The sequence below is a fragment of the Caulobacter sp. GW822-FHT01G02 genome (assembly GCF_058802865.1).
The window spans coordinates 325,663-351,492 of the sequence record NZ_JBXAON010000003.1 but is presented as its reverse complement, the minus strand read 5'-3'; the positions used below and the strand labels follow the sequence as shown (position 1 = coordinate 351,492).

At 69.4% G+C, this 25,830-nt stretch carries 27 protein-coding genes; 18 read left to right on the top strand and 9 right to left on the bottom strand.

The genetic code is table 11. The features are described from left to right. Nucleotides 1-14: 14 nt before the first annotated feature. On the top strand, nucleotides 15-1,340 hold the full coding sequence (pabB, locus tag AC1RNC_RS10590) for an aminodeoxychorismate synthase, component I (protein ID WP_492886034.1): 1,326 nt from the start codon (nucleotides 15-17) through the stop codon (nucleotides 1,338-1,340). After that, nucleotides 1,337-2,086 carry an aminotransferase class IV gene (locus AC1RNC_RS10585; RefSeq protein ID WP_492886033.1) on the top strand — a complete coding sequence of 250 codons (750 nt, stop codon included), beginning with the start codon at nucleotides 1,337-1,339 and terminating at the stop codon, nucleotides 2,084-2,086. The genes pabB and AC1RNC_RS10585 overlap by 4 nt, the downstream gene beginning before the upstream one ends. Here the strand turns inward: AC1RNC_RS10585 and AC1RNC_RS10580 are convergent. The 3 genes from AC1RNC_RS10580 to AC1RNC_RS10570 form a co-directional block, all read right to left on the bottom strand. Next, the gene (locus tag AC1RNC_RS10580) at nucleotides 2,073-2,654 is read right to left on the bottom strand and encodes a TadE/TadG family type IV pilus assembly protein (protein ID WP_492886031.1); all 582 of its coding nucleotides are present in this window, start codon (nucleotides 2,652-2,654) and stop codon (nucleotides 2,073-2,075) included. The genes AC1RNC_RS10585 and AC1RNC_RS10580 overlap by 14 nt on opposite strands. Next, a complete protein-coding gene (locus AC1RNC_RS10575) occupies nucleotides 2,651-3,208 on the bottom strand; it encodes a TadE/TadG family type IV pilus assembly protein (protein WP_492886029.1) in 558 nt (185 codons plus the stop codon). Before AC1RNC_RS10575 ends, AC1RNC_RS10580 begins: the two co-directional genes overlap by 4 nt. 92 nt (nucleotides 3,209-3,300) lie before the next feature. Next, nucleotides 3,301-3,747: a pilus assembly protein N-terminal domain-containing protein gene (locus AC1RNC_RS10570; RefSeq protein ID WP_492886027.1), complete on the bottom strand. Its 447-nt coding sequence runs from the start codon at nucleotides 3,745-3,747 to the stop codon at nucleotides 3,301-3,303. A 317-nt stretch (nucleotides 3,748-4,064) separates the two neighbouring features. Here AC1RNC_RS10570 and AC1RNC_RS10565 point away from each other — a divergent pair, with 317 nt between their 5' ends. The 10 genes from AC1RNC_RS10565 to AC1RNC_RS10520 all read left to right on the top strand — a co-directional run bounded on the left by AC1RNC_RS10565 (nucleotide 4,065) and on the right by AC1RNC_RS10520 (nucleotide 13,747). Further along, nucleotides 4,065-4,241, top strand: a complete 177-nt coding sequence (locus AC1RNC_RS10565) for a Flp family type IVb pilin (RefSeq protein WP_492837007.1) — start codon at nucleotides 4,065-4,067, stop codon at nucleotides 4,239-4,241. Between the two features lie 180 nt (nucleotides 4,242-4,421). Then, complete coding sequence (locus tag AC1RNC_RS10560; RefSeq protein ID WP_492886026.1) at nucleotides 4,422-4,934, top strand: A24 family peptidase; 513 nt, start codon at nucleotides 4,422-4,424, stop codon at nucleotides 4,932-4,934. A 205-nt stretch (nucleotides 4,935-5,139) separates the two neighbouring features. Continuing rightward, entirely contained in the window at nucleotides 5,140-6,036 is an 897-nt protein-coding gene (cpaB, locus tag AC1RNC_RS10555) for a Flp pilus assembly protein CpaB (RefSeq protein ID WP_492886024.1), read from the top strand. Nucleotides 6,037-6,068: 32 nt separating this feature from the next. Then, nucleotides 6,069-7,736 carry a type II and III secretion system protein family protein gene (locus AC1RNC_RS10550; RefSeq protein WP_492886022.1) on the top strand — a complete coding sequence of 556 codons (1,668 nt, stop codon included), beginning with the start codon at nucleotides 6,069-6,071 and terminating at the stop codon, nucleotides 7,734-7,736. 9 nt (nucleotides 7,737-7,745) lie between these two features. Beyond that, the gene (locus tag AC1RNC_RS10545; RefSeq protein ID WP_492886021.1) at nucleotides 7,746-8,426 is read left to right on the top strand and encodes a CpaD family pilus assembly lipoprotein; all 681 of its coding nucleotides are present in this window, start codon (nucleotides 7,746-7,748) and stop codon (nucleotides 8,424-8,426) included. After that, nucleotides 8,426-9,982 (top strand): CpaE/TadZ family protein, encoded by a 1,557-nt coding sequence (locus AC1RNC_RS10540; RefSeq protein WP_492886019.1) that lies wholly within the window; start codon nucleotides 8,426-8,428, stop codon nucleotides 9,980-9,982. The genes AC1RNC_RS10545 and AC1RNC_RS10540 overlap by 1 nt, the downstream gene beginning before the upstream one ends. After that, a complete protein-coding gene (locus tag AC1RNC_RS10535; RefSeq protein WP_492886017.1) occupies nucleotides 9,983-11,488 on the top strand; it encodes a TadA family conjugal transfer-associated ATPase in 1,506 nt (501 codons plus the stop codon). A gap of 3 nt (nucleotides 11,489-11,491) precedes the next feature. Then, nucleotides 11,492-12,469 carry a type II secretion system F family protein gene (locus AC1RNC_RS10530; protein ID WP_492886015.1) on the top strand — a complete coding sequence of 326 codons (978 nt, stop codon included), beginning with the start codon at nucleotides 11,492-11,494 and terminating at the stop codon, nucleotides 12,467-12,469. A gap of 13 nt (nucleotides 12,470-12,482) precedes the next feature. Then, nucleotides 12,483-13,466 (top strand): type II secretion system F family protein, encoded by a 984-nt coding sequence (locus tag AC1RNC_RS10525; protein ID WP_492886013.1) that lies wholly within the window; start codon nucleotides 12,483-12,485, stop codon nucleotides 13,464-13,466. Nucleotides 13,467-13,561: 95 nt separating this feature from the next. Further along, nucleotides 13,562-13,747 (top strand): hypothetical protein, encoded by a 186-nt coding sequence (locus tag AC1RNC_RS10520; RefSeq protein WP_492886011.1) that lies wholly within the window; start codon nucleotides 13,562-13,564, stop codon nucleotides 13,745-13,747. Nucleotides 13,748-13,814: 67 nt separating this feature from the next. Here AC1RNC_RS10520 and AC1RNC_RS10515 read toward each other — a convergent pair whose 3' ends face one another. After that, nucleotides 13,815-14,696, bottom strand: coding sequence for an aldo/keto reductase family oxidoreductase (locus tag AC1RNC_RS10515; protein ID WP_492886009.1), 882 nt, complete (start codon nucleotides 14,694-14,696; stop codon nucleotides 13,815-13,817). A 75-nt stretch (nucleotides 14,697-14,771) separates the two neighbouring features. On the opposite strand from AC1RNC_RS10515, the gene AC1RNC_RS10510 reads away from it, so the two are divergent. Continuing rightward, a complete protein-coding gene (locus AC1RNC_RS10510) occupies nucleotides 14,772-15,398 on the top strand; it encodes a TetR/AcrR family transcriptional regulator (protein ID WP_492886007.1) in 627 nt (208 codons plus the stop codon). 4 nt (nucleotides 15,399-15,402) lie between these two features. Here AC1RNC_RS10510 and AC1RNC_RS10505 read toward each other — a convergent pair whose 3' ends face one another. Next, entirely contained in the window at nucleotides 15,403-16,221 is an 819-nt protein-coding gene (locus tag AC1RNC_RS10505) for a tetratricopeptide repeat protein (protein WP_492886005.1), read from the bottom strand. Nucleotides 16,222-16,306: 85 nt separating this feature from the next. On the opposite strand from AC1RNC_RS10505, the gene AC1RNC_RS10500 reads away from it, so the two are divergent. Both AC1RNC_RS10500 and AC1RNC_RS10495 read left to right on the top strand, forming a co-directional pair. Continuing rightward, on the top strand, nucleotides 16,307-17,728 hold the full coding sequence (locus tag AC1RNC_RS10500) for a leucyl aminopeptidase family protein (RefSeq protein WP_492886003.1): 1,422 nt from the start codon (nucleotides 16,307-16,309) through the stop codon (nucleotides 17,726-17,728). Then, complete coding sequence (locus AC1RNC_RS10495) at nucleotides 17,725-18,558, top strand: C40 family peptidase (RefSeq protein ID WP_492886001.1); 834 nt, start codon at nucleotides 17,725-17,727, stop codon at nucleotides 18,556-18,558. Before AC1RNC_RS10500 ends, AC1RNC_RS10495 begins: the two co-directional genes overlap by 4 nt. 64 nt (nucleotides 18,559-18,622) lie before the next feature. On the opposite strand, the gene AC1RNC_RS10490 is transcribed toward AC1RNC_RS10495, so the two are convergent. Next, nucleotides 18,623-19,321, bottom strand: a complete 699-nt coding sequence (locus AC1RNC_RS10490; protein ID WP_492836993.1) for a c-type cytochrome — start codon at nucleotides 19,319-19,321, stop codon at nucleotides 18,623-18,625. A gap of 165 nt (nucleotides 19,322-19,486) precedes the next feature. Between AC1RNC_RS10490 and AC1RNC_RS10485 the strand changes: the two genes are divergently transcribed. The 3 genes from AC1RNC_RS10485 to AC1RNC_RS10475 all read left to right on the top strand — a co-directional run bounded on the left by AC1RNC_RS10485 (nucleotide 19,487) and on the right by AC1RNC_RS10475 (nucleotide 21,570). Continuing rightward, complete coding sequence (locus AC1RNC_RS10485; protein ID WP_492885998.1) at nucleotides 19,487-20,227, top strand: 3-deoxy-manno-octulosonate cytidylyltransferase; 741 nt, start codon at nucleotides 19,487-19,489, stop codon at nucleotides 20,225-20,227. Continuing rightward, nucleotides 20,224-21,078 (top strand): prephenate dehydratase, encoded by an 855-nt coding sequence (locus tag AC1RNC_RS10480; protein WP_492885996.1) that lies wholly within the window; start codon nucleotides 20,224-20,226, stop codon nucleotides 21,076-21,078. Before AC1RNC_RS10485 ends, AC1RNC_RS10480 begins: the two co-directional genes overlap by 4 nt. Before the next feature lie 75 nt (nucleotides 21,079-21,153). Then, nucleotides 21,154-21,570: an MAPEG family protein gene (locus AC1RNC_RS10475; RefSeq protein ID WP_492885994.1), complete on the top strand. Its 417-nt coding sequence runs from the start codon at nucleotides 21,154-21,156 to the stop codon at nucleotides 21,568-21,570. A gap of 76 nt (nucleotides 21,571-21,646) precedes the next feature. Here the strand turns inward: AC1RNC_RS10475 and nadC are convergent, their stop codons facing one another. The 3 genes from nadC to nadA form a co-directional block, all read right to left on the bottom strand. Continuing rightward, a complete protein-coding gene (nadC, locus tag AC1RNC_RS10470) occupies nucleotides 21,647-22,495 on the bottom strand; it encodes a carboxylating nicotinate-nucleotide diphosphorylase (protein WP_492885992.1) in 849 nt (282 codons plus the stop codon). Then, nucleotides 22,492-24,006, bottom strand: coding sequence for an L-aspartate oxidase (locus AC1RNC_RS10465; protein WP_492885990.1), 1,515 nt, complete (start codon nucleotides 24,004-24,006; stop codon nucleotides 22,492-22,494). The genes nadC and AC1RNC_RS10465 overlap by 4 nt, the downstream gene beginning before the upstream one ends. Nucleotides 24,007-24,136: 130 nt before the next feature. After that, complete coding sequence (nadA, locus tag AC1RNC_RS10460) at nucleotides 24,137-25,225, bottom strand: quinolinate synthase NadA (protein ID WP_492836987.1); 1,089 nt, start codon at nucleotides 25,223-25,225, stop codon at nucleotides 24,137-24,139. Between the last annotated feature and the right edge of the window lie 605 nt (nucleotides 25,226-25,830).

Here is a 25,830-nt window from a genome sequence, read left to right as displayed (position 1 = left end):
CTACATCCCCGCCCATGCGTCGCGTCGCTCTCCTTACCGCCCCCTGGCGCGAGCCGACGTGGGCGCTGGCCCCGTTCCGGGACGAGCCGTACGCCTGCGCCCTGGTCACCGGCGGCGCGGGGCGGTGGTCGTATCTGCTGCGCCAGCCCGACGCGACCTTCAGCCTCGCCGCCGCCGATCCCGCCGATCCGTTCGTCAGGCTCGCCGAGCTGACCGGCCCCCGCCAGCCGAGCGACCCCGACGGTCCGCCGTTCCAGGGCGGGGTGGTCGGTCTGGCGGCCTACGAACTGGGCGACCGTGTCGAGCGTTTGGGCCTAGCCCGCACCGCCTGGCCGGACCTGAGCTGCGCCCGCTATCCGGCCCTGCTGGCCTTCGACCACCACGCCCGGCAGGTCGTGGCCGTGGGGCGAGGCGAGACGGACGCCGAGGCGGGAGCCCGCGCTCGTGAGGCTCTGGCCTGGCTGGACGCGTCGGCCGATCGCGCGCCGTTCGAGGGCGCGCTGTGCCTGGATCTGACCGCTTCCGACGGCGAGGCCTACGAGGTCGCCGTGGCCGACGTGGTCGGGCGCATCCTCTCCGGAGAGATCTTCCAGGCCAATATCGCCCGCGCCTGGACTGGACGGCTGGCGGCCGGCGCCGATCCGTTCGACCTGTTCACGCGGCTGCGGAGCCAGAGCCCGGCGCCGTTCTCGGCCTATCTGCGCCTGCCGGGCCGGGCCGTGGTCTCCAACTCGCCGGAACGGTTTCTGAAGGTCGACGCGGACGGGGCGATCCTGACCCAGCCGATCAAGGGCACGCGTCCTCGCGGCCGCGACGCCGCCGAGGACAAGGCCCTGGCCGCCGAGCTGCTGGCCAGCGACAAGGACCGGGCCGAGAACCTGATGATCGTGGATCTGATGCGCAACGACCTGGCCCGGGTCAGCCCGCCGGGCAGCGTCAGGGCGCGCGAGCTGTTCAAGGTCGAGAGCTTCGCCAACGTCCACCATCTTGTTTCGACGGTGACCGGCCAGCTGGCCGGCGGCCGGGCGGTCGCCGACCTGCTGCGGGCCAGCTTCCCGCCCGGCTCGATCACCGGGGCGCCCAAGGTCCAGGCGATGAAGGTGATCGCCGGGCTGGAACCGCCGCGCGGACCCTATTGCGGCAGCCTGTTCTGGGCCGGCTTCGACGGAGCGTTCGACTCGAGCGTGCTGATCCGCACGGTCGGCCTGGTCAAGGACGGCCAGGGTTGGACCCTGGAGGCCCGCGCCGGGGCGGGCGTCGTCGCCGACAGCGACCCGCGCGGCGAGCGCCTGGAGACCGAGGCCAAGATCGCCGCGCTGAAGAGGGCCCTGACGGAATGATTATTCCTCTTGAGGACAGGGGCTTGCTGCTCGGCGACGGCCTGTTCGAGACGATGCTGGCGGTCGACGGCGCACTGCCGCGTCTGGCCGCCCATCTCGACCGCATGGCCGCCGGCTGCGCGGTGCTGGGCCTGCCGTTCGACCGCGATGAGGCCGAGCGGCTGGTTCGCGAGGCGGCGCCGGCCGCTGGCCGGTTCGCCGTGCGCCTGACCCTGACCGCCGGCTCGGGCGGCCGGGGGCTGGACCGCCCGGCCGCGCCGCTGCCGCGCCTGTTCGCCACCGCCGCGCCGTCCGCGTCCGTCACCGCGCCGGCGACCGCGATCGTCGCGGCCGCGCGCCGTAACGAGGGCTCGCCCGCCTCGCGCCTGAAGACCCTGAGCTATCTCGACAACGTCCTGGCCCGGGCCGAGGCCAGGGCCGCCGGCGCCGACGAGGCGGTGATGCTGAACAATCGCGGCGAGATCGCCTGCGCCGGGGCGGCCAATCTGTTCTGGATCGAGGGCGGGCGTCTGTTCACCCCGCGCCTGGACTGCGGCGTGCTGGCCGGGATCACCCGGGCGCGGCTGATGGCGGCCGAAGCGGTCGAAGCAGTCGCCGTCGGGGTCGAGGCGCTGGAGCGGGCCGAGGCGGTTTTCCTGACCAACAGCCTGATCGGCTTGCGCCCGCTCTCGCGGCTCGTCACCCCCTTGGGCGAGCGGACCTACGCCCCGCACCGGCTGGTCGAGCGCCTTGCTACAGCGTGCTGACCCAGGTCACCGTGTCGGAGCGGCGCGGGCGCAGATAGTAGTTGCGCTTGAAGGTCATGGTGGTGGGCATGACCAGCTTGGTCGGCGAGCTGTAGTCGTAGGTGGCCCGCGAGACGATGATGCTCTGATTGGCCGCCAGCACGCCGGTCGAGATGTCGGCGACGGTCGCGCCCTGGGCCGGGCAGCCGGCCATGCCCACGCCGGCGGGGTTGGGCTGCACCCAGGCGACGGTGTTCTTGCCCGCGGCGTCGGAGACGACGCTGTAGACGCACATCTTCAGGCCCGCGGTCGGATAGGGCGCCATGATCAGATTCCCGATGTTGAAGATGTCGGTCATCTTGCTCGGGCCGGTCTGGGGGCTCTGGGCGACAAGGTCGCCGATCTGCGCGGTGATGTTCGACAGGCGGCGCTGGGCCATCATGGCCTGGGTCGTCTCGGCGAAGCCGAAATACATCAGGATCAGCACCGGAGCGATCAGGGCGAACTCGATGGCCGAGACGCCGCGGGCATCGCGCCAGAAGGTCTTCAGAGAGGCCTGCTTCAGCCGGGGCGACGCGCGGCGGGTCATTGGTCGAACGGCTCGTTGGTGAAGGCGGTGGCGGCGTAGACGATCCACCGGCCGTTGGAGTTCTGGAAACCGGTCTGCATCAGCGGTGAGATCAGCGGCCAGGCGTAGTAGGCGCGGACCAGGACGATCGAGCCGGCCGTGCCGGGGTTCCACTGCATGTTGGTTGGCACCGCGTTGGCCGCCGAGGCCGAGCTGGCGCTGGCCGAGTAGTCGTCATAGGTCTGCACGTCGAGCTGCAGGGCGCTGTCGCAGCTCATCGCGCCGATCGGTCCGATCTTGTTGCAGACGGCGGTCTTGAAGGTGGCGGCGGTGCCGCCGTTGGTCTGCACCTCGCCGGTGCGGATGGTGCGGCCCACGTCGATGACCGCATTCTCGAGCAGCAGCGAGACCATGTAGACCAGGGCCAGCTCGATCAGGGCGAAGACGAGCATCAGGAAGGGCATGAAGACCAGGGCGAACTCGACCGCCGTGGCGCCCCGCTCGGCGCGCGCGAAGCGACCGGCGAAGCGGGCCAGCCGGCGTCGGGCGCGAGCGAAGATGTGATTGTAGGCCATGCGGCGGCGCGGACCCTGAAATGATCGTCCGCCAGTCTAGCCGGACGATCCTAACCACTGGTTAGAGCGCGCGCTCGCGTGGGGGAGGGCGCCTACGGCGTGCCCGAGGCCGGGCCGGGGGCCGCGCCGGCCGCGCCGGCCGCGCCGACGCGCATGCAGCGGGCGGCCCCGCAGGCATAGCTGTTGGCCGTCGCGCCGCGATAGATGGTGACGCCCCCGTCGCCGACCTCGGAGACCACGACCTGGCGGTTGGTCAGGGTGCGGCCGCCGGCTCCGAAGGCCATCAGGGTGGTGACGCCCGGACGCTTGCCCATCACGACCAGGGTGCGCTCGTTGACGATGCTGACGTCGGCGATGGTGGGATCGGCCACCACCACGTCCCGCACCGTGCCCCCCACGCTCATATAGGAGGCTTCGCCCGCGGCCAGCGACAGGTCGGCCGAGGTCGCCTTCGCCGGCAGGACGCCCGTGTTCTGAGCGTTGGCGCCGGCCCCCGAGAGGGTCAGGACGGCGGCGATGGCGAGCGAAAGGCGGCGCATGAGGTTTCCGATCTCGGATCCGAACGTGCCTCAGCATCCTTTGGTTTGGTCAACAAAAGACTAAGGCCCGTTTGCGTGCGTCCAAGCGTCGCTTGAGAAAGTCCTTGATTCAAAAGGGGTTGATCGCTTTCGCTGCGGCCATGGTTAAGAACAGATAACGGTAAATACAAATAAACCAAAAGAAAAATCTGAGAAACCAACTGATGTTTACTCAGCATTAAGTGAGCTCGGAGAAATTGATCGTGTTTTCGGGGGTTAGCAAGTCGAGCCGGCTTGAAGCCTCAAATCAACCAGCTCTGACTTTAGGAGATCTAGACATGACCAAGTTCGTCACGCGCTTTCTGAAGGATGAATCGGGCGCCACGGCCATCGAATACGGCCTGATCGCTGCCCTCATCGCCGTCGTCATCATCACGGGTGTTGGCGCTCTGGGCACCACGCTGAACACGAAGTTCAACGACATCAAGGACAAGGTCGCGAACGCTGGCACCTAAGTCCAGCTAACGCTCGAAAAGAAAAGGGCCGAGGCTTAAGTCTCGGCCCTTTTTCTTTGCCTGGATGACAGAGGTTCCAGGCTTCCGCCGAGGCGCGGGAAACGATTGCTTCATCCGTCCGTCCCAGAATGGCCCGGTACGGAAGGGGTCCCCGACGGGGATTTTACAAGGCGCGAGAGCATGCAAGCTATCCAGATCCCGCTGCTGCTGATCTTTCCGGTCCTGGCCATCATCGGCGGCCTGAAGGACCTGATCAGCTACACGATCCCCAACTGGATTTCGCTGGCCCTGATCGCCGCCTTCTTTCCGGCCGCCCTGGTCAGCGGTGCGCCCCTGGCCCAGATCGGTCTGTGCCTGGCCGTGGGCCTCGGCGGCCTCGTCCTCGGAATGGGTATGTTCGCCGCCGGCTGGATCGGCGGCGGCGACGGCAAGCTGTTCGCCGTCTGCGCCCTGTGGATGGGCTGGCCCGGCGCCTTCCTGTTCCTGGTCTATACCGGCCTGGCGGGCGGCGTCCTGACCCTCGCCATCCTGACCCTGCGCTCGGGTTATCTGGTTCCGGCCGTGGCCGGCGGGCCGGCCTGGCTGCGCAAGCTGGCGGCCAAGGACGGCGATCTGCCGTACGGCGTCGCCATCGCCGCCGGCGCCCTGTGGGCCTTCCCGCACGGCGCCCTGGCCGTCGCGGCCCTGGGCTGAGACTCCCTTGAGTTGAGCCCGGCCGCGCGCTGACTCATCCCGCGACACCCTGCCGCGCGCCCCGCCGCCTGAACGATGAAAACTTTTAGCAGCCGTTAACCATGCGCGGGCGAGCATGGGGCGTGGCCAGAAAGGCTGACTGACGAATCGCGCGCGCCCGCCGGACGGTGGCCGTTCGGTTCCCCCTTGAGTTACAGCCCGCGCCATGAGTCCCGTTCGCCTCCTGATCGTCCTGATCGCCGCCGTCTCGGCCATCGGCCTGGCCGTGGTCCTGCAGCGCGCGCTGGGCGGCAAGCCGGTCGCTCCCGCCGTCGTGGCCGCGCCCGCCGCGCCGGGCAAGCCGATGACCCAGGTCCTGGTGGCCAAGCGCGACCTGCCGATCGGCACGCGCCTGGTGGCCGCCGACGTCGCCTGGCAGGCCTGGCCGTCCGACGCCATCAGCGGCGCCTTCATCACTAATGGCGCGACCCCGGCCGCGCCCGACGGCAAGGTCGAGGCCGCCAAGGCCGCCGTCAGCGGCGCCGCCGACCAGATGATTGGCGGCGATCCGGCCAAGATCGTCGAAGGCGCGATCGTCCGCGACCCGATCCTGACCGGCGAACCGGTCACCAACCGCAAGATCGTGCGCGGCGGCGAGGGCGGCTACCTGTCCGTCGTCCTGACCCCCGGCAAGCGCGCCATGGCCGTGCCCGTGACGTCCGAGACCGCGGCCGGCGGCTTCGTGCTGCCCGGCGACCGCGTCGACGTGCTGGTGACGCACGAGGCCCAGGTCAACGCCACCGGCGACAGCGGCTCGGCCAACGGCCGGGTCGTCCAGGCCGAGACGGTCCTGCAGAACATCCGCGTCCTGGCCCTGGACCAGTCCACGTCCGCCGACAAGGACGCCAAGTCGATCGTCGCGGCCACCGCCACCCTCGAGGTCGGCCCGGCCGAGGCCGAGGCCCTGACCCGCGCCAAGGCCGGCGGTCCGGTGACCCTGGCCCTGCGCGCCTATACCGATCTCGGCGGCCCCTCGGGCATCGTCGGGAAGACGGCCGCTTCGGACTCCACCATCCGCATCAATCGGGGCGGCCAGACCTCCAACGTCTCGGTGCGCCCGTGAGCCGCCCCATGGACGCCTTCGCGAAAGCTCAAATGTCCCTGAAGCGCCGTATCCTGACGGCCCATCTGGCCGTCCTGCTGGGCCTGTCCTCGACCACGCCGGTCTTCGCCGACGGTCCGATTGGCGGCTCGCACGTCTATCGTCCCGCCGCCCGCGTCTCGCGCCCGGCGCCCCTGCCGCCGCCGGCCATGCCGCTGGCCCCGCCGCCGCTCGGCGACCAGGCGACCCGCATCACCCTGACGGCCGACCAGAGCGCCGCCACGGTCGAGCTGGTCAAGGGCAAGTCGGCGATCATCGAGCTGCCCGCGGACGTCCGCGACCTGCTGGTCACCAACCCGCTCGTCGCCGACGCGGTGCTGCGCGACAAGCGCCACATCCACGTGGTGGGCCTGGCGGAGGGTTCGACCGACGCGGCGTTCTACGACGCCTACGGCCGCCGGATCGTGTCGCTGAACATCCGCGTGACCCAACCCGTCGACCTTCTGGCGGCGACCCTGGCGCGGGTGCTGCCCGACGCCAAGATCCAGGTGCAGGCGATGCGCGACAGCGTCATCCTGACCGGCATGGTGCGCAACGCTTCGGAATCCGAAGCGGTGTCGCGCATCGCCGCCCAGTTCGCCGGCAAGCCGGAGAACGTGCTGAACATGCTGACCATCGCCGGCAAGGACCAGGTGATGCTGCAGGTTCGCATCATCGAGGTGCAGCGCAACGTCATCAAGCAGCTGGGCTTCGACCTCAACGCCATCATGGGCCAGCTGGGCCAGGATCAGTTCAGCTTCGGCCTGTCGCCGACCTACGGCGTCAACGGCGCCCTGCTGGGCGGCGTGACCGGCGGCTACAGCCGCGACACCACCAAGGCGCCGGTGATCTCGCGCGACGTGAAGGTGCCGCTGACGAGCTGTGCGAACGGGGTCTGCACGACGTCCGAGACGCTGAAGGCCTACGACTTCGTGGATCCCAAGGATCCGCTGTCGACGATCCGGACCGTGGCCGGCAGCACGGGCCTCAACCAGGCCAAGAGCATGGTCCAGGCGTTCGAGCGCGTGGGCCTGGTTCGCACCCTGGCCGAGCCGAACCTGACCGCGGTGTCCGGCGAGGCCGGCCATTTCCTGGTCGGCGGCGAGTTCCCGGTTCCGACCGGCAGCGACCAGACCGGCAAGATCTCGATCGAGTTCAAGCCCTACGGCGTGGGCCTGGGCTATACGCCGGTGGTGCTGTCGGGCGGCCGCATCTCGCTGAAGATCTCGACCGAGGTCTCGGAACTCTCCAGCCTGGGCGCCTTCACGGTGTCCTCCGGCTCGGCCTCGACGGCCCTGACGGTGCCGGGCCTGTCGGTGCGCCGCGCCGAGACGACCGTCGAGATCCCGTCGGGCGGCTCGCTGATGATCGCCGGCCTGCTGCAGCAGACGACCAAGCAGACGATCGACTCCATCCCCGGCATGACCTCGATGCCGATCCTGGGCACGCTGTTCCGGTCGCGAGACTTCCTGAACGGCCAGACCGAGCTGGTGATCATCGTCACCCCGTACATCGTCGACCCGACCCGTCCGCAGAACCTGCAGACGCCGGCCGACGGTCTGGTCTTCGCCAACGACATGAGCACGGTCCTGCTGGGCCGTCTGAACAAAGTGGTCAAGGCCCCGGCCGGCGCCAACGCGGGGCGCGCGTACCAGGGCCCCGTCGGCTATGTGATCGAGTAGGACGCACCCATGACGCACAAGCCTTTCGTCAAGACCGTCCTGATGGCCCTGGCCTTGTCCGGCCTGGTCGCCTGCGCCTCGACACCGCCCGGTGAGGGTCCGTCGAAGGCCGCCGCCACCGACACCCAGCAGTGGACGGACCGCATCAAGGTCACCTCCGCGCCGGACGAGATCGTGCTGGCGCCGCACGCCAAGGGCCTGTCGGCCAACCAGTCGGCCGCGCTGGAGGCCCTGATGGACCGCTGGCTGCAGGCCGAGGGCCGCGAGCTGGTCGTCACCTCGCCCAACAGCGCCGGCGCCATGGCCACCCAGATCCGCGACCGTCTGGTCAGCCTGGGCGCGCCGGGCTCGCGCGTGCGGGTCGTCGGCTTCAACCCGACCGGCCCCGACGACGAGACCATCCGCGTCGGCTTCCTGCGCTACGAGGCCGAGAAGCTGAAATGCGGGCAACGCTGGGAAAACCTGGCCGCCACCCGCAACAACGAAGCCTATGACAACTTCGGTTGCGCCATGGCCGCCAATCTGGCCGCCCAGGTCGCCAATCCCGAGGATCTGATCCGTCCGCGCGACATGACGCCGGCCGACACCGGCCGTCGCGACACGGTGCTGGGCCTCTACCGCAAGGGTGAGACGACCAGCTCCAAGAAGGACGACCAGGCCAGCGGCTCGATCTCGAAGGCGATCCAGTAATGCGGCCGTCCGATAGCGATCCCTTCGACCTGGGCTTTGACGCCGCCGACGAATTCACGACCGGCGCGAACGATCCCTGGCGCGCGTCCGCGCCGCCGTCGCTGAACCCGACCGTGGGCGGCTTCGACGACCCGTTCGCCGACTTCCCGCCCGCCCGTCCCGAAGGGCCTCAGGCGCCACGCACCGCGCCCCAGTCCCAGTCCCAGCCTCAGGCGCAGCGCGCCGCCCCGCCGCCTCAGCCGCCGCCGCAACCGCGCGCGCCGCGGCCGGCGGCCGTCCATGACGACGACCTCGACATCGCCGAGGCCGCCGCCCCGGCCGCGCCGGTCTATCATGAGCCGATCTCGGACGGCGGCCTGGGCGACGCGGCGATCCCGCGCATCACCATCCACGCCTTCTGCGCCCGTCCGGAAACGGCGGCCCTGGTCGAGCACGCCGCCGCGGACCGCCGCATGGCCCGGGCCTCGACCATCGTTCGCGACGGCGGGCTGGAGGCGGCCGTCGACTACTACCAGAACCAGCCGACGCCCTCGCTGGTCATGGTCGAGACGACCGACGGCGCCCAGCGCCTGCTGCATCTGCTGGACAGCCTGGCCCAGGTCTGCGACCCGGGCACCAAGGTGGTCGTGCTGGGCCAGACCAACGACATCGCCCTCTATCGCGAGCTGATGCGCCGCGGGGTCAGCGAGTACCTGACCCAGCCGCTCTCGCCCCTGCAGGTGATCCGCGCCGTCGGCGGCCTCTACGCCGATCCGTCCGCGCCGTTCGTCGGCCGCCAGATCGCCTTCGTCGGCGCCAAGGGCGGGGTGGGGGCCTCGACGCTGGCGCACAACTTCGCCTGGGCGATGGCCGAGAAGATGCAGACCGCCACGGTGCTGGTCGATCTCGACCTGGCCTTCGGCACCGCCGGCCTCGACTTCAACCAGGATCCGCTGCAAGGCGTCCTGGACGCCCTGACCCAGCCCGACCGCCTGGACCCGGTGCTGATGGACCGCATGATGGTCCGCTGCGGCGACCGCCTGTCGCTGTTCGCCGCCCCGGCGACGCTGGACGACGACTACGACATCGGCGCCGACGCCTACGAGGAAGCGACCCAGAAGATCCGCGGCGCCGCGCCGTTCGTGGTGCTGGACATCCCGCACGTCTGGAACGCCGCGACCCGCCGGGTGCTGGTCGGATCCGACGACCTGGTGGTGGTGGCCATGCCGGACCTGGCGTCCCTGCGCAACGCCAAGAACATCATAGACCTGGTCAAGGCCTCGCGGCCCAATGACGTGCCGCCGCGCCTGGTTCTGAATCAGGTCGGCGTGCCCGGCCGTCCCGAGATCCCGGTGAAGGACTTCGGCGAGGCCCTGGGCATCCAGCCCTCGCTGGTGCTGCCGTTCGATCCCAAGCCCTACGGCCAGGCGGCCAACAACGGCCAGATGCTGGCCGAGGTGGCGCCCAAGTCGAAGGCCGCCGAGGGCCTGGAGCACCTGGCGCGCCTGATCAGCCGCCGCGAGCCGCCGCCCTCGCAGAAGTCCTCCGTGCTCTCCGGCCTGTTCAAGAAGAAGTAGATGTTCGGCAAGCGCGACCCGTCAGCCCCCGCCGAACAGAAGGCGCCGCCCCCCGCCCCGGCGGGCGGCGCGGCCATCGCCACGCGTCCCCAGCGGATCGAGCCGGCCGCCGCGCCGACCGCGCCAGCGCCGAAGGTCAACGGTCCCGCCCCGAAGGCGACGGCGGGCCTGGACCAACTGCGCGCCGCGCAGGGGATCGCCGCCGCCCAGACGACCAACATCGTCCGTGAGCAGAGCGACTACTACCACGCCACCAAGACCGTCATCTTCAACGCCCTGCTGAACACCATCGACCTGAGCCAGCTGGCCCAGCTCGACCAGAAGCAGGCCGCCGAAGAGATCCGCGACATCGTCGCCGAGCTGGTGGCGATCAAGAACGTCTCGATGTCCGTGGCGGAACAGGAGACGCTGGTCCAGGACATCATCAACGACGTCCTCGGCTATGGTCCGCTGGAGCCCCTGCTGGCCCGCGACGACATCGCCGACATCATGGTCAACGGCGCCCACCGGGTGTTCATCGAAGTGGGCGGCAAGGTCCAGCTGACCAACGTTCGCTTCCGCGACAACATGCAGCTGATGAACATCTGCCAGCGGATCGTCAGCCAGGTCGGCCGCCGCGTCGACGAAAGCTCGCCGATCTGCGACGCCCGCCTGCCCGACGGCTCGCGCGTCAACGTCATCGCCCCGCCCTTGGCTCTGGATGGTCCGACCCTGACCATCCGGAAGTTCAAGAAGGACAAGCTGACCATGAAGAACCTGGTGGAGTACGCCTCCATCAGCCCGGAAGGGGCGCGGGTTCTCGGCGTCATCGGCGCCTGCCGCTGCAACATCGTCATCTCGGGCGGCACGGGCTCGGGCAAGACCACCCTGCTCAACACCATGACCGCCTTCATCGACCCCACGGAACGGGTCGTGACCTGCGAGGACGCCGCCGAGCTGCAGCTGCAGCAGCCGCACGTGGTGCGCCTGGAAACCCGTCCGCCGAACCTGGAAGGCTCCGGCTCGGTGACCATGCGCGATCTGGTCAAGAACTGTCTGCGGATGCGTCCCGAACGCATCATCGTCGGCGAAGTCCGCGGCCCGGAGGCGTTCGACCTTCTCCAGGCCATGAACACCGGCCACGACGGCTCGATGGGCACGCTGCACGCCAACAGCCCGCGCGAGGCCATCAGCCGGATCGAGAGCATGATCACCATGGGCGGCTACGGCCTGCCCTCGAAGACCATCAAGGAGATGATCGTCGGCTCGGTCGACGTCATCGTCCAGGCGGCGCGCTTGCGCGATGGTAGTCGCCGCATCACCCACATCACCGAGGTGGTCGGCCTGGAAGGCGACGTGATCGTCACCCAGGACCTGTTCGTCTACGAGATCACCGGCGAGGACGCCGACGGCAAGGTGATCGGCAAGCACCGCTCGACCGGTATCGCCCGGCCGCGCTTCTGGGATCGCGCCCGCTACTACGGCCTGGAGCGTGAGCTGGCCGAAGCCCTCGACGCGGCGGAGTAGGCCATGCTGTTCGTGATCGCCGGCATCCTGGGGTTCATCACCATCGCGGGCCTGGGCTTCGCCTTCGCGGGCGGGGACAGCGGCCAGGCCAAGGCCGCCAAGCGGGCCCAGATGATCGCCGGAGGCGGCGAGCGCCAGGTCGCCGTGCGCGCCAAAGCCGCCGCCAACACGCCCGACGCCCGCCGCCAGAACATCCTCAAGGCGCTCAAGGAGCAGGAGCGCAAGCAGAAGAAGGCCACGCTGAGCATCAGCGCGCGCATGCTGGCCGCGGGCCTGGGCCAGAACGTCAGGATGTTCTGGATCATCAGCGGCGCGCTGGCGGTGGTCGTCGCCCTGATCGTCCTCGTGCTGAGCCAGAACCCGCTGATCGCCCTGGCGGGCGGCTTCGCCGCGGGTATGGGCCTGCCGCGCTGGGTCCTGGGCTTCCTGGCCAAGGGGCGGACCAAGAAGTTCACCGAGGCCTTCTCGGACGCCATCGACATCATCGTGCGCGGCATCAAGTCGGGCCTGCCGGTTCACGACTGCCTGAAGATCATCGGCAAGGAGAGCCCCGAGCCCCTGGGCGGCGAATTCCGCACCCTGACCGAGAACATCGCCATGGGCGTGCCGATAGATGCGGCCCTGGAGAAGATGTACGAGCGCATGCCGACCAACGAGCTGCGCTTCTTCTCGATCGTGCTGGGCATCCAGGCCAAGACCGGCGGCAACCTGGCCGAGGCGCTGGGCAACCTCTCCACCGTGCTGCGCGCGCGCAAGCTGATGAAGGAGAAGATCAAGGCGCTCTCCGCCGAGGCGATCGCCTCGGCCTCGATCATCGGCTGCCTGCCGCCCGGCGTCGTCATCCTGATCAGCGTCACCTCGCCAGCCTATATGAAGCCGATGTTCACCGACCCGCGCGGCCACCTGATGATCCTGGGCGGCCTCCTGTGGATGACCATGGGCATCCTGGTGATGCGCAAGATGATCAACTTCAAGTTCTGAGAGGAGGGTCGCCGTGAGTCTCGCCACCGCCCTGACCGATCCCTCGAACCTGCTGACGGCGTTCATCGCCCTGGTGACGTTCGCCACGATCATCACCCTGGCCTCGCCGGCGCTGCGCGACAACAACCTCGAGGGCCGCCTGAAGTCGGTGGCCAACCGCCGCGAGGAGCTGCGTCGAAGATCGCGCCAGAACATCGCCTCGCGCGGCGCGACGGGCGGCACCCTGCGCCACCAGGACGAGGGCCTCTACAAGAACGTCGTCGAGCGGCTGCAGCTGTCGCGGCTGCTCGAGGATCCCAAGGTCGTCGACAACCTGGCCCAGGCCGGCTTCCGCGGCCCGCGCCCGGTGACCACCTTCTATTTCTTCCGCTTCGTGGCGCCGTTCGTGTTCGCCGGGGTGGTCGGGTTCTATCTCAATGTCGTCAACGGCTTCGGCCTGCTGCCGATGCAGAAGCTGTGCGCCTGCGTCGCGGCCCTGGCCCTCGGCTACTACGCGCCCAACGTCTACATCAGCAACATCGCCCAGAAGCGCCGCGAGTCGATCGTGGCGGCCTTCCCGGATTCGCTGGACCTGCTGCTGATCTGCGTGGAAAGCGGGATGTCGATCGAGGCGGCCATCCAGAAGGTCGGCTCGGAAGTCGGCGCCTCGTCGATGGAGCTGGCCGAGGAGCTGTCCCTGCTCACCGCCGAACTGTCGTACCTGCCCGACCGCCGCCTGGCCTATGAAAACCTGGCGCGCCGGACCAACCATCCGGGCATCAAGTCCGTGGCCACCGCCATGATCCAGGCCGAGCGTTACGGCACGCCGCTGGGCACGGCCCTGCGGGTCATGGCCAAGGAGAACCGCGAGCTGCGCCTCTCGGCCGCCGAGAAGAAGGCCGCGGCCCTGCCGGCCCAACTGACCGTGCCGATGATCGTGTTCTTCCTGCCGGTGCTGTTCGTCATGATCCTGGGCCCGGCGATCCTGAAGGTGCAGGACATCTTCGGGAAGCACTGAGGCTTCCCACCCCTAAAAGACCCGTCCAAGGCGTGGCGCGCGGCTTGCGCTGACCCGACCCCTCGGTTTCGATTTGGGACAGTGGGATGAAACACATGGGGAAGGGCCCTCCGGTCCGCGCGTTCGCGGCCGCGGAAGAGGGAGGCGCGGCCATCGAGACGGCGCTGGTGGCGGGCCTGGCGGCGTTTCTGGCGTTCACCATGAAGAACATGGTGGCGATGCCGCTGCTGGGCTTTCTCACCAAGGCCAGCCGGGTGCTCAGCCAGGCGCTGGGGGGGTAGGCGCGCCGCGCGCGACCGGAGACCGGGACGGCGATCCCGGCGGAGGTTCGCGGCGGCGCCTAGGCGTTCAGGTCGCCACGGCTTCCAGCTCCGCCATCACCGCGTCCGACAATTCCAGGTCCGCCGCCGCCAGGTTCTCGCGCAGGTGGGCGACCGACGAGGTGCCGGGGATCAGCAGGATGTTGGGCGACCGGCGCAGCAGCCAGGCCAGGGCTGTCTGCATCGGCGTGGCGCCGAGACGCTCGGCCACGGCCGACAGGGCCGACGACTGCAGCGGCGAGAAGCCGCCCAGCGGGAAGAACGGCGTGTAGGCGATCCCGGCCTTGGCCAGGTCGTCGACCATCGCGTCGTCGTGGCGGTGGACCAGATTGTACATGTTCTGCACGCAGGCGATGTCGGTGAGGCTTCGCGCCTCGGCGACCTGGGCCCGCGTGACGTTGCTGATCCCGATCTGGCGCACCAGCCCGTCGCGCTTCAGGTCGGCCAGGACGCCCAACGGCTCGGCGATCGAGCCCTCGGCCGGACCCATCATGTCGAACATGGCGCGGTAGTTGACCACGTCCAGCGCCTCCAGCCCCAGGCGGCGCAGGTTGTCGTGCACCGCCGATCTCAGCTCGGCGGGCGAAGTCGCCGTCAGCCACGCGCCGTCGTCGCCCCGCCGCGCGCCGATCTTGGTGACGATCACCAGGTCGTCGGCATAGGGGTGCAGCGCCTCGCGGATGATCTCGTTGGTGACGTGGGGGCCGTAATAGTCGCTGGTGTCGATGTGGTTGACGCCCAGAGCCACGGCCTCGCGCAGCACGGCCAGCGCCGCCGCGCGATCCTTGGGCGGGCCGAACACATGGGGTCCGGCCAGCTGCATCGCCCCGTAGCCCAGCCGCCGGACGTTGCGGTCGCCGAGCTTGAAGGTCCCGGCCCGATCCAGGCTGGAGGTGTCGATGCTGGTCATGCTGACTTCCCTTGCTTGCGTCTCAACGCGAGCTGGAGCATCTGAAGAATCCTTCAGGTTTGGAATTCGCTTTCGATGACCGCCCTCGCAACGCCGCTAAGCCCAAGGAAACAACCGGTCCAGGCCCGGTCGGCGGCCACGATCGAGGCGCTGCACACCGCCGTGATTCAGGTTCTGACCCGTGAGGGCCTCAGCCGCTGCACCACCACGCGGATCGCCGAGCGGGCCGGCATGTCGGTCGGCAGCGTCTATCAGTATTACCCCAACCGCGACGCGCTGCTGGCGGCGGTGCTGGAGCGGCACCTGAGCGGCATCGCCGACGCGATGGAGCGGGTGTGTCTCGACAGCCGGAGCCTTCCGGTCGCCCGGATGGCCGAGGCTCTGGTCGAGGGCTACATGGCCGCCAAGCTGCGCGACGCCGGCGAGTCCAGGGCGCTCTACGCCGTGGCGGGCGAGCGGGGCGGGTTCGAGCTGGCGGCCCGCGTCTACAAGCGCATCGAGGCGGCGGTCACGGTCCTGCTAGCCACCGCGCCCGACGCGACGTTCGAGGACCCGTCCATGACGGCGTCGATCGCCTTGAACGCCCTGGTCGGGCCGGTGCGCTCGATCCTGGACGGCCAGGCCACGCCGGCCTTCGAGGCGCGGCTGCAAGGCCAACTGGTGCTGCTGCTGACGGCCTACCTCAAGGCCGGCAAGGCCTGAGGGCCTACTGCCCGCCGCCGGCCTTCATCGCGTCCCAGCTGCGGCCGGAGCCGGCCTGGCCGAGGGCGGCGCGCAGATAGGCCAGGTTGTTGCTGACCTGCTCGGGCGGCAGGTCGGCGCGGGCCAGTTTCTCGGCTTCCGGCAGGCGGCCTTGCAGGCCGACCACCAGGGCCAGGTTCTGGCGCACCTGGATGCCGGCCGAGGGCAGGGCGGCGGCGCGGCGCAGCTGGGTCTCGGCGCCGGTCAGGTCGCCCTTGGCGGCCAGGTGCATGGCGTAGTTGGCCAGCGGCGTGGCCTCGGTCGGCGCCAGCGCCAGAGCCTGGCGGTGCGCGGCCTCGGCCTCGTCGTCGCGCTCGGCCTGCTCGTAGGCCACGCCCAGCAGGGTCAGCGGACGCCAGTCGCGGGGATTGAGGGCGGCGGCCTTGCGGGCCGGCTCGATGGCGTAGAAGCCCTGGCCCCGGGCGATGTGGGCGCGGGCCAGCTCCAGCAGCAGGGCCTCGTCGTCGGGGCGGGAGACCAGGCCCTTGGTCGCGGCCTCGGCGGCGTCGTCGTTGCGGCCCAGGGCGCGCAGGGATTGGGCCAGGGCGGCGCCGGCCTCGGCGTCCGCCGAGTCGGTCTCGAACTCGGCGCCCCAGAAGGCGGCGCGGGCCAGCGGGTCCAGGCGGCGGGCCTCGGCGCGCTGCTGCGGCGAGGCCTTGACCGGCGCGGCCTTGGCGGCCTCGACCTGGGCGGGCTTGGCGGAGTCGGCGGCGAAGGCGGCCGGCGCGATCAGCAGGACGGCCGGGGCGAGCAGGGTTGCGACGAGCGCGCGCTTGCGACACATGAAAGACATGTCTCCAGAAGGTTCGCCCATTGTCCGGGCGCGGCCCTCAAGGAATCGTTAAGCATAATTTTAAAGGACTTCGTCGATGTCCGACGCGACGCATCCGATCCTAGCCGAGGCCAAAGGGCAGGCGATCCCGGTCCATCCGGTCAGCGAGGCCGAGCTGGAGGCTTTCCTGGCCCGAAAGCGCGCGCCGGTAAGGACTTACGCCGCCGCCAACGCGTTCACGGCCAAGGCCGGCCAGGTGCTGGTGGTCCCCGGATCCAGCGGCGCGGTCGAGCAGGTGCTGCTGGGAACCGGCGCCGGCCGCGCTGATCTGTCGCTGTTCCGGACCCTGGCGGGCAAGCTGCCAGCCGGGGAATACGCTCTGTCCAAGCTGCCGCGCGGCGTCGATCCGGAGCAGGCGGCCCTGGCCTTCGGCCTGGGGACCTACCGCTTCGACCGCTACAAGAAGCGCGGCGAGCCGATCGCCCGGCTGGTGGCGCCCAAGGGCGTCGACGCCGCGACCGTGACCGCCACGGCCCACGCCTGCGCCCTGGCTCGCGACATGGTCAACACCCCGGCCAACGACATGGGGCCGCTGCAGATCGAGACCATCGCCCGCGAGATCGCCGAGAAGTACGGGGCGACGTTCTCCGTGGTCGCTGGCGATGCGTTGCTGACGGAGGGCTATCCCGCCGTCCACGCCGTGGGCCGCGCCGCCGTCGAGGCGCGTGCGCCCCGCATGATCGAGATCACCTGGGGCGATGCCTCGCACCCGATCGTGGCGCTGGTCGGCAAGGGCGTGGTGTTCGACACCGGTGGCCTCGACATCAAGCCCTCGGCCGGCATGCGGCTGATGAAGAAGGACATGGGCGGCGCCGCTCACGCCCTGGCCCTGGGTCGGATGGTCATGGAGGCCGGGCTGCCGGTGCGGCTGGTCATCCTGACCCCCGTGGTCGAGAACGCCATCGCCGGCGACGCCATGCGCCCGGGCGACGTGCTGCGGACCCGCGCCGGCCTGACCGTCGAAGTGGGCAATACCGACGCCGAGGGTCGTCTGATCCTGGCCGACGCCCTGACCCGCGCCGCCGAGCTGAAGCCCGCCCTGACCCTGGACTTCGCCACCCTGACCGGCGCGGCGCGCATGGCCATGGGGCCGTTCGTGATCCCGTTCTGGACGTCCGACGACAAGCTGGCCGGCCAGCTGGAGACGGCGTCGAAAACCGTCGCCGACGCGCTGTGGCGGATGCCCCTGACCGAGGCCTATCGCGAGGCCCTGGACAGCGACATCGCCGACCTGAAGAACGATCCCGACGGCTGGGCCCAGGCCGGGGCGACCACGGCGGCCTTGTTCCTGCAGCGCTTCGCCCCCAAGTCCGACAAGGAGAGCGGCGAGGATGTGGGACCCTGGGCCCACTTCGACGTCTTCGCCTGGAACCCCAAGGCGCGCCCCGGATTCCCGGTCGGCGGGGAAGTCCAGGCCATTCGCGCCGCCTTCGCCATGCTCAAGGGCCGTTTCGCATGACTTTGGACACTCGGATCACCCTGGCCCGGCCCGACTTGGCCGACCAGCGCCTGGAGGGCCTGGTTCCGGCCGAGCGCTACGCGGCCAGCCGATTGATGGTCTGCGCCGCGCCCGCGGCCGCCATCCGCGCCGCCGCCACGCCAGACGCCGAGCAGTGGGACCAGCTGTTGTTCGGCGAGGTCTTCCGGGTGCTGGAGGAAAAGGACGGCTTCGCCTGGGGCCAGGCCCCGCGCGACGGCTATGTCGGCTATGTCGCGACCGGCGACCTGGTCGAACAGGGCCACCCGCCGACCCACGCGGTCTCGGCGATCCGCACCTACGCCTTCGGCAAGCCCGACATCAAGTCGCGGCCGGAGGGGCTCTACAGCCTCAACAGCCTTGTGACGATCGAGGCCCGCGAGGGCCGCTTCGTCAAGGCCACCGGCACGGGCTGGTTCGTCGAGGCGCACCTGACCCCGATCGGCCGGGGCGAGAAGGACTATGTCGCCGTGGCCGAACGCTTCCTAGGCGCGCCCTACCAGTGGGGCGGCCGCGAGAGCCTGGGCCTGGACTGCTCGGGCCTGGTGCAGCAGGCGCTCTATGCCTGCGCCCGCGCCTGTCCGAGGGACACCGACATGCAGCGCGGCTTCTTCGCCGAGATCGCCGAGGCCGACCGCCGGCGCGGCGACCTGGTGTTCTGGAAGGGCCACGTGGCCATCCTGCTGGACGGGGAGACCATCCTCCACGCCAACGCCCACCACATGGCCACGGCGATCGAGCCGCTGGCCGAGGCCGTGGCCCGGATCGCGGCGACGCCCACGGGCGCGGTGCTGGGATATCGGCGGGTTTGAAACCGAAAAAAGGCCGCGGAGCTTTCGCTGCGCGGCCTCTTCGATCTTGTCAGCCTCGGAAGGCTTAGGCCTTCGGCGGGGCCGTCGCGCCACCGGCGGCCGGAGCGGCCGGAGCAGCGGCGGCGCCAGCGGCCGGAGCCGTCGTGCCGCCCGGAGCGGCCGGGGCCGCGGCGTCGGCGGCGGGCGCGCCTTCGGCCGGAGCGGCGGCGGCGGCCGGACGCGGCGGCGGGATCGGCAGCTTCGAGCCGAGGCTGTGCAGGTAGGCGATGACCGCGATGCGATCTTCCGGCTTCTTCAGGCCCACGAAGGTCATGTTGGTGCCGGGGACGTCCTTACCCGGGGCCTTCAGGAAGGTGTACAGGGCGTCGTAGTCCCACACCGGGGTCTTGCCCGAGAAGTCCTTCATCGCGCCCGAATAGTTGAAGCCCGGGTGGCCGGCCGGCTTGCGGCCGACGACGTCCCAGAGGCCCGGGCCGGTGGCGTTGGCGTTCGAGGCGTCCAGCTTGTGGCAGGCCGCGCACTTGGCCGAGACGGCGGCGCCGGCGGCCGCGTTGGCCGGGGTCAGGACCGCGTTCCAGTCGGGCGGGGTGTCGACCGCCGCGGCGGCGCCGCCGGCGGAGTCTTCCTGGACCGCGATCTCGTAGCCGGCCTTCTCGACTTCATGCTTCTTGAAGACGATGTCCGACGCTTCTCGCAGACCAAAGATGATGAGGCCGGTCAGCAGCACGCCGCCAGCGATCTTGTTGAACGTCAGGTCGCTCATTTCAGCCTAGTCAGCCTCTTGTCGGCCCACCCCAGGGCGGGCTTTGAACCAGCGCCTCGGACTCGCGATACGAGTCTCCAGCGCACGTCATGTTGCGCTCGCGTCTCTTACACGCTACCGCCCCTCGCGCAACCGGTCCGCAAAGATTTGAGACCCAGAACCGCCATGAACCCGATCGTCCTGATCCCCGCGCGGATGGCCGCGACGCGTCTGCCCAACAAACCGCTGGCCGACATCGGCGGCGCGCCGATGATCGTCCGGGTTCTGAACCAGGCCCTGGCGGCCGGCATTGGCCCTGTCGCCGTGGCGGCCGGCGATCGCGAAATCGTTGAGGCCGTTCAAGCCGCTGGCGGCGTGGCGGTGCTGACCGATCCTGATCTGCCATCGGGTTCGGACCGGATTCTAGCGGCGCTCGCCGAACTCGATCCGGGGTTCGAACATGACGTCGTGATCAACCTGCAGGGCGACATGCCGTTCGTCGATCCGGCCGTGCTGAGCGACTGCGCCCGGATACTTAAGGAGTTCGACGACGCCGATATCGCCACCGTCGTCGCCCCGGAAGCCTCGCCCGCCGACCGCTCGAACCCGGACGTGGTCAAGGCCGTCCTGGCCATGGAGGACGACGGGCAAAGCGGCCGCGCGCTCTATTTCACCCGCTCGACGCTCTATGGCGACGGGCCGGTATGGCGCCACATCGGCATCTACGGCTATCGCCGCGAGGCGCTGGTGGTGTTCAACGACGCCGCGCCGTCCGCCCTCGAGAAGCGCGAGAAGCTGGAGCAGCTGCGCGCCCTTGAGCTGGGCCTGACCATCCGCGCGGCGGTGGCGGCGACCGCCCCCATTTCCGTCGACAATCCTTCCGATCTGGAAGCCGCCCGCCAAGAAGCTGGAAAGCAGGCCCTATGAGCATCCTCAAGAAGATCGCCTTCCAGGGCGAACCCGGCGCCAACAGCCACGAGGCGTGTCGGACCTATTTCCCGGACTACGAGGCCTATCCCTGCAAGACCTTCGAGGAGGCGTTCGAGGCCATCAAGACCGGGATCGCCGCCCTGGGGATGATCCCGATCGAGAACTCGATCGCCGGCCGGGTCGCCGACGTCCACCACCTGCTGCCGGCCTCGGGCCTGAAGATCATCGGCGAGCGCTTCAAGCCGATCCGCTTCCAGCTGATGGCTAACAAGGGCGTCAAGCTGGAGGACGTGAAGGTGGTCAGCTCAATGCCGATCGCGCTGTCCCAATGCCGCAACAGCCTCAAGCGCCTGGGCGTCGAGACCGAGGCCGCCGGCGACACGGCCGGCGCGGCCAAGGCCCTGGCCCTGAAGCCCAACCCGACCCACGGCGCCGTCGCGCCGGCCCTGGCGGCCGAGATCTACGGCCTGGACATCCTGGCCCGCGACATCGAGGACGAGCGCCACAACACCACCCGCTTCCTGGTGATGACGGCCGACAAGGCCCCGCCGGCCCCGGACTTCACCCACCGCTGCGTGACCAGCTTCGTGTTCCGCGTCCGCAACCTGCCGGCGGCGCTGTACAAGGCGCTTGGCGGCTTCGCGACCAACGGCGTCAACATGACCAAGCTGGAAAGCTACATGGAAGGCGGGAACTTCACGGCGACCTTTTTCTACGCCGAGGTCGACGGCCGGCCGGAGGACCGCTCGCTGGCCCTGGCGCTGGACGAGCTGAAGTTCTTCTCGGAGAAGTTCGAGATCCTGGGGGTCTATCCGGCCGATCCGTTCCGGGATCGGGGCCAAGGTTAGCGCCGTCCCCAAACGTCACCCTTCCGATATCGACGTTATCCCGTTAGGCTTTCCCAAAACAAGGGGAGGGTTCACGTGAATAGTTCGATGATCGCGCCGGTGATGGCGCTGGTGGCCTGGTCGCTGGTGATGTGGGTCTGGATGTACGTCCAGCGGATCCCGGCGATGCAGAAGGCCGGGGTCAAGCCGCAGGACGCCCGCTTTCCGGGCTCGCTGGACATCCTGCCGGATTCCGCGCGGCAGGCGGCCGACAACTACAACCACCTGATGGAGCAGCCGACGATCTTCTACGCGGCGGCGCTGGCCATCCAGGTCGCGGGCCACGCCGACCCGATGGCGGTGCATTTCGCCTGGGTCTATGTCGGCGTGCGGGTGCTGCACAGCCTGCTGCAGATCAGCATCAACCTGGTGCCGGTGCGGTTCCTGCTGTTCGTGATTTCGACGGGCGTGCTGGCCGCGATGGTGGCGCGGGAGTTGATGAAGGTCTTCTGACCGCAAACCATTCTTGTCATCCCGGCCGGCTCTCCGCTTCGCCGTGGCCGGGATGACAAGCTATTTTTGGCTTCGACTAATCCGCGTCCAGCCCGATATCCAGCACCGGCGCCGAGTGGGTCACCGCCCCGACGCTGATCACGTCGACGCCGGTCTCGGCGATGGCCCGGACGGTGGTCAGGTTCACCCCGCCCGAGGCCTCCAGCACCGCGCGGCCCTTGGCCAGGCGCACGGCGGTCTTCAGGTCGTCGAGGCTGAAATTGTCCAGCATCACCACATCCGGCCGATGCTTGAGGGCCTCGTCCAGCTGGTCCAGGCCGTCGACCTCGACCTCGACCTTCACCAGGTGGCCGGCGTGGGCGCGGGCGCGCCTCACGGCTTCGCCGACCCCGCCGCAGGCGGCGACGTGGTTGTCCTTGATCAGGATGGCGTCATCCAGGCCGAAGCGGTGATTGACCCCGCCGCCGCAGCGAACGGCGTATTTCTCCAGGGCCCGCAGGCCCGGCGTGGTCTTGCGAGTGTCGACGATGGTCGCCCCCGTGCCCGCGACCAGGCGGACATAGGCCCGCGTCAGGGTGGCGACGCCCGACAGCCGGCCCAGCAGGTTCAGCCCCGTGCGTTCGGCGGCCAGCACGGCGCGGGCGTTACCCTCGGCGCGGGCCAGGATCGCGCCCGGCATGACATCCGAGCCGTCCGGGGTCGCGACCTCGAAGGTCGCGGTCGGATCCAGCGCCGCCAGCGCCAAGCGCGCGCAGGACAGGCCCGAGACACGGCCGTCCTGCCGGCTGGCCCAGACCACCGACAGGCGGGCGTCCGGATCGATGCAGGCCTGGCCGGTGATGTCGCCGGCCCGACCCAGGTCCTCGGCCAGGGCGTGGTCGACGATCGGGCGGACGAGGATGTCGTCCAGAGGTTGGATAATCATTCGGCGGCGTAGCGGACGGCGGCGTCCGCGCTCGTGAGGGTGACGAAGGTGCGGACCGGCTCGGCGGTCGCGGGGAAGTCGCGGCGATAGTGGCCGCCGCGGCTTTCCTGGCGGGCCAGGGCGGTGTCGACGATCAGCCGGGCGGCGACCAGGGGCGGGCAGGGGCCGTAGGCGGGCTCCAGGGCGTCGATCTGTTCCAGCAGGCGGGTCAGGCCGGCCTCGTCGCGGATCACCCCAGCGTCGCGGCTCATGGCCTTGCGCAGGATCTGGAAGGCGGCGTCGGGCAGGTCGGGCAGGGGCTCCAGGCTGACCGGTTCGCCGCCCGCTTGACCCTCGGCCGCCGCCGCGTGGCCGGCGCGGGCGCCGAACACGGCCGCTTCCAGCAGGCTGTTGGAGGCCAGGCGGTTGGCGCCCTGCACCCCGGTCGAGGCGCACTCGCCGGCGGCGTAGAGGCCCGGCAGGCTGGCGCGGCCGTCCAGATCGGTGGCGACTCCGCCCATGTGGTAGTGCACGGCCGGGACGACCGGGATCATTTCGCGACGCGGGTCCAGGCCGCCCGCGCGGCAGGCCTCGAACACGGCCGGGAATTCCTTGGGGAAGTGCGGGCCGACGGCGGCGACGGCGTCGAGGAACGCGCCGCGCCCGGACTCGCGCTCGGCATGGATGGCGCGGGCCACCACGTCACGCGGGGCCAGCTCGCGGGCCGGGTGATAGTCGGCCATGAAGGCGCGACCGTCGACATTGCGCAGGATCGCGCCCTCGCCGCGCAGGGCCTCGGTGGCCAGGGGGGCGGGATCGCGGCCGATGTCGATGGCCGTGGGGTGGAACTGCACGAACTCCGGATCGGCGATCGTCGCGCCGGCCAGGGCGGCCAAGCCGAGGCCTTCGCCCCGCACTTCCTTGGGCGTGGTGGTGACGGCGTAGAGGCCGCCGATGCCGCCGGTGGCCAGGATCACCGCCTTGGCGCGGATCTCCACGAGCTCGCCGTCGATCTCGGCCAGGACCCCGACCACGCGGCCGGTCGCGTCCTGAAGCAGACGACGGGCGCGGGCGGTCTCGCGGACCTCGATGGTCGGGACGGCGCGGACGGCGGCGATGACGGCGGCCATGATCGCCGCGCCCGCGCCGTCGCCGCCGACCCGGGCGACCCGGGCCCTGGCGTGGGCGGCTTCCAGGCTGAGCACGAAGTCTCCACCTGTCTTGCGGTCAAAGGGCGCGCCCAGAGCGGCCAGGTCGCGGACGGCCTGCGGGCCTTCGCGGGTCAGCAGGTCGACGGCCTTGGGATCGCAGAGGCCCGCGCCGGCGGCGATGGTGTCGGCGGCGTGCAACGCCGGGCTGTCCTCGCTCGACAACGCCGCGGCCATGCCGCCCTGCGCCCAGGCGCTGGAGCAGCCGGTCGCCAGCGGGGTCGGCGACAGGACGAGCGCCTTGTGCGCGGCCAGCGCGGCCGAGAGGCCGGCAAGACCGGCGCCGAGGATGACGGGGCCGTCGAAGTCTACGCGTTCGATCATTCCACACTCCACTCCCCTCCCCCTTGCGGGGAGGGGTTGGGGGTGGGGGTGTAAGCTCGGCTCAGAGCCGACACCCCCATCCGACCGCTTCGCGGCCACCTTCCCCGCAAGGGGGAAGGGAGCCAGTTCGTTAAATCAGCTCGACATTCACGTGATGCCGGGCCTTGACCAGGTCGTACCGGGCCGGGACGGCCGGCGGCGGCAGGTCGATCATCCGCTGCACGGCCAGGCGCGCGCGGTCGAGGATGTCGGCGTCGACCGTCACCTCGAACTGCTCGTGGACCAGGGCGTCATGGATGTTCTGGAGCGTGATCCGCTTCATGTGCGGGCACATGTTGCAGGGGCCGATGAACTGGGTCAGCGGGCTTTCGGCCTGGACGTTGCTGGCCATCGAGCACTCGGTGATCAGCACCACCTGGGCCGGCTTGCGCTGGGCCACATAGTCGTTCATCGCCGCGGTCGAGCCGGCGAAGTCGGCGGCTTCCAGGATCTCGGTCGGGCATTCGGGGTGGGCCAGCACTTCCGCGCCGGGCCAGGCCGCGCGCATGTCGGCGATGTCGCTGGCCGTGAAGCGCTTGTGCACCTCGCAGTGGCCGGCCCAGGCGATGATCTTGACGTCGGTCTGGCGCGCGACGTTACGGGCCAGATACTCGTCCGGGATCAGGATGACCTTGTCGACGCCCCATTCCCTGGCGGCCCACTCGACCACCTGAACCGCGTTGGCGCTGGTGCAGCAGATGTCGGTCTCGGCCTTCACGTCGGCGGTGGTGTTGACATAGGTGACGACCGGGATCCCCGGATAGCGCTGCTTGATCAGTCGCACGTCGGCGCCGGTGATCGAGGAGGCGAGGCTGCAGCCGGCCTTGAGGTCCGGGATCAGGATCTTCTTTTCGGGGCTGAGAACCTTGCTGGTCTCGGCCATGAAGTGGACGCCGGCCTGGACGATGATCTGGGCGTCGGACTTCGCGGCTTCCTTGGCCAGGGCCAGGCTGTCGCCGACGAAGTCGCCCACGCCGTGGAAGATGTCCGGCGTCATGTAGTTGTGGGCCAGGATGGCGGCGTTTTTCTCGCGCTTGAGGCGGTTGATCTCGGCGATCAGCGGGGCCTGGACGCGCCACTCCATCGGGGTGACGTGGTGCTTGACCTTGTCCCAGACGCCGGCGGTCTCCGCCTCGACCTGGGCGGTGAACTCGAGCGGAGCGGCAAACCCGTCAGCCATCTGATACTCCGTTATGCTCAAAGTGAGCATTTCCAGGGCCTCAAAAAACGCCGGAGCTTCCGCGGATGTTCCGCTGGCGACCCGGCGCCTAGGTTATGCTGAAAGTGAGCATAACTGATCCGTACATATAGCCCCTGCTAGCGAGAATGCAAACCCGGCATAAAAGCGCGGCGCCATTTTCCGAGGTGACAGCTTCGCCTTGGAAGCAGCACGTTAAACTACGGCGAGGCGCCGCAGCGGTCGCCGCTTGCCAAGACCTGCCGCGTTATCGCCAGGTTTCAGGCTTACATATCCGTAATGTGGAAGAAAAATTCTGTCACCAGCGCGACTACGCGGAAAGCTAGGTGCTTTTCGATGCGTTTCAAATGTACAGTATTTAGTGTACAAGTATAAGGTAGGAAGATAAGCGCATCAAATTTCATAATTTTTTATGGAATAATATTATCGATAGTAGTGAACTAAACTTCAATCTCTTTGACAGTCTCAGAATAGGTGCGATCATTACAAACTTGTAAGGCTGTGACTTTATTGCGACAGCCGTTTGGCGACGCATTTCAGGCTCGCGATGTTCGTTGACCTGAGATCCATTAAGTTCGTAGCTCCCC

What these genes read in the sequence shown, in the direction of transcription:
- AC1RNC_RS10530 (WP_492886015.1), top strand. Translation starts at nt 11,492, where the DNA reads ATGCTGTTCGTGATCGCCGGCATCCTGGGGTTCATCACCATCGCGGGC.
- AC1RNC_RS10585 (WP_492886033.1), top strand. Translation starts at nt 1,337, where the DNA reads ATGATTATTCCTCTTGAGGACAGGGGCTTGCTGCTCGGCGACGGCCTG.
- AC1RNC_RS10505 (WP_492886005.1), bottom strand. Translation starts at nt 16,221, where the DNA reads ATGTGTCGCAAGCGCGCGCTCGTCGCAACCCTGCTCGCCCCGGCCGTC.
- AC1RNC_RS10570 (WP_492886027.1), bottom strand. Translation starts at nt 3,747, where the DNA reads ATGCGCCGCCTTTCGCTCGCCATCGCCGCCGTCCTGACCCTCTCGGGG.
- pabB (WP_492886034.1), top strand. Translation starts at nt 15, where the DNA reads ATGCGTCGCGTCGCTCTCCTTACCGCCCCCTGGCGCGAGCCGACGTGG.
- AC1RNC_RS10495 (WP_492886001.1), top strand. Translation starts at nt 17,725, where the DNA reads ATGACTTTGGACACTCGGATCACCCTGGCCCGGCCCGACTTGGCCGAC.
- AC1RNC_RS10500 (WP_492886003.1), top strand. Translation starts at nt 16,307, where the DNA reads ATGTCCGACGCGACGCATCCGATCCTAGCCGAGGCCAAAGGGCAGGCG.
- AC1RNC_RS10545 (WP_492886021.1), top strand. Translation starts at nt 7,746, where the DNA reads ATGACGCACAAGCCTTTCGTCAAGACCGTCCTGATGGCCCTGGCCTTG.
- AC1RNC_RS10510 (WP_492886007.1), top strand. Translation starts at nt 14,772, where the DNA reads ATGACCGCCCTCGCAACGCCGCTAAGCCCAAGGAAACAACCGGTCCAG.
- AC1RNC_RS10480 (WP_492885996.1), top strand. Translation starts at nt 20,224, where the DNA reads ATGAGCATCCTCAAGAAGATCGCCTTCCAGGGCGAACCCGGCGCCAAC.
- AC1RNC_RS10540 (WP_492886019.1), top strand. Translation starts at nt 8,426, where the DNA reads ATGCGGCCGTCCGATAGCGATCCCTTCGACCTGGGCTTTGACGCCGCC.
- AC1RNC_RS10465 (WP_492885990.1), bottom strand. Translation starts at nt 24,006, where the DNA reads ATGATCGAACGCGTAGACTTCGACGGCCCCGTCATCCTCGGCGCCGGT.
- AC1RNC_RS10515 (WP_492886009.1), bottom strand. Translation starts at nt 14,696, where the DNA reads ATGACCAGCATCGACACCTCCAGCCTGGATCGGGCCGGGACCTTCAAG.
- AC1RNC_RS10560 (WP_492886026.1), top strand. Translation starts at nt 4,422, where the DNA reads ATGCAAGCTATCCAGATCCCGCTGCTGCTGATCTTTCCGGTCCTGGCC.
- cpaB (WP_492886024.1), top strand. Translation starts at nt 5,140, where the DNA reads ATGAGTCCCGTTCGCCTCCTGATCGTCCTGATCGCCGCCGTCTCGGCC.
- nadA (WP_492836987.1), bottom strand. Translation starts at nt 25,225, where the DNA reads ATGGCTGACGGGTTTGCCGCTCCGCTCGAGTTCACCGCCCAGGTCGAG.
- AC1RNC_RS10490 (WP_492836993.1), bottom strand. Translation starts at nt 19,321, where the DNA reads ATGAGCGACCTGACGTTCAACAAGATCGCTGGCGGCGTGCTGCTGACC.
- nadC (WP_492885992.1), bottom strand. Translation starts at nt 22,495, where the DNA reads ATGATTATCCAACCTCTGGACGACATCCTCGTCCGCCCGATCGTCGAC.
- AC1RNC_RS10485 (WP_492885998.1), top strand. Translation starts at nt 19,487, where the DNA reads ATGAACCCGATCGTCCTGATCCCCGCGCGGATGGCCGCGACGCGTCTG.
- AC1RNC_RS10535 (WP_492886017.1), top strand. Translation starts at nt 9,983, where the DNA reads ATGTTCGGCAAGCGCGACCCGTCAGCCCCCGCCGAACAGAAGGCGCCG.
- AC1RNC_RS10575 (WP_492886029.1), bottom strand. Translation starts at nt 3,208, where the DNA reads ATGGCCTACAATCACATCTTCGCTCGCGCCCGACGCCGGCTGGCCCGC.
- AC1RNC_RS10520 (WP_492886011.1), top strand. Translation starts at nt 13,562, where the DNA reads ATGGGGAAGGGCCCTCCGGTCCGCGCGTTCGCGGCCGCGGAAGAGGGA.
- AC1RNC_RS10580 (WP_492886031.1), bottom strand. Translation starts at nt 2,654, where the DNA reads ATGACCCGCCGCGCGTCGCCCCGGCTGAAGCAGGCCTCTCTGAAGACC.
- AC1RNC_RS10565 (WP_492837007.1), top strand. Translation starts at nt 4,065, where the DNA reads ATGACCAAGTTCGTCACGCGCTTTCTGAAGGATGAATCGGGCGCCACG.
- AC1RNC_RS10550 (WP_492886022.1), top strand. Translation starts at nt 6,069, where the DNA reads ATGTCCCTGAAGCGCCGTATCCTGACGGCCCATCTGGCCGTCCTGCTG.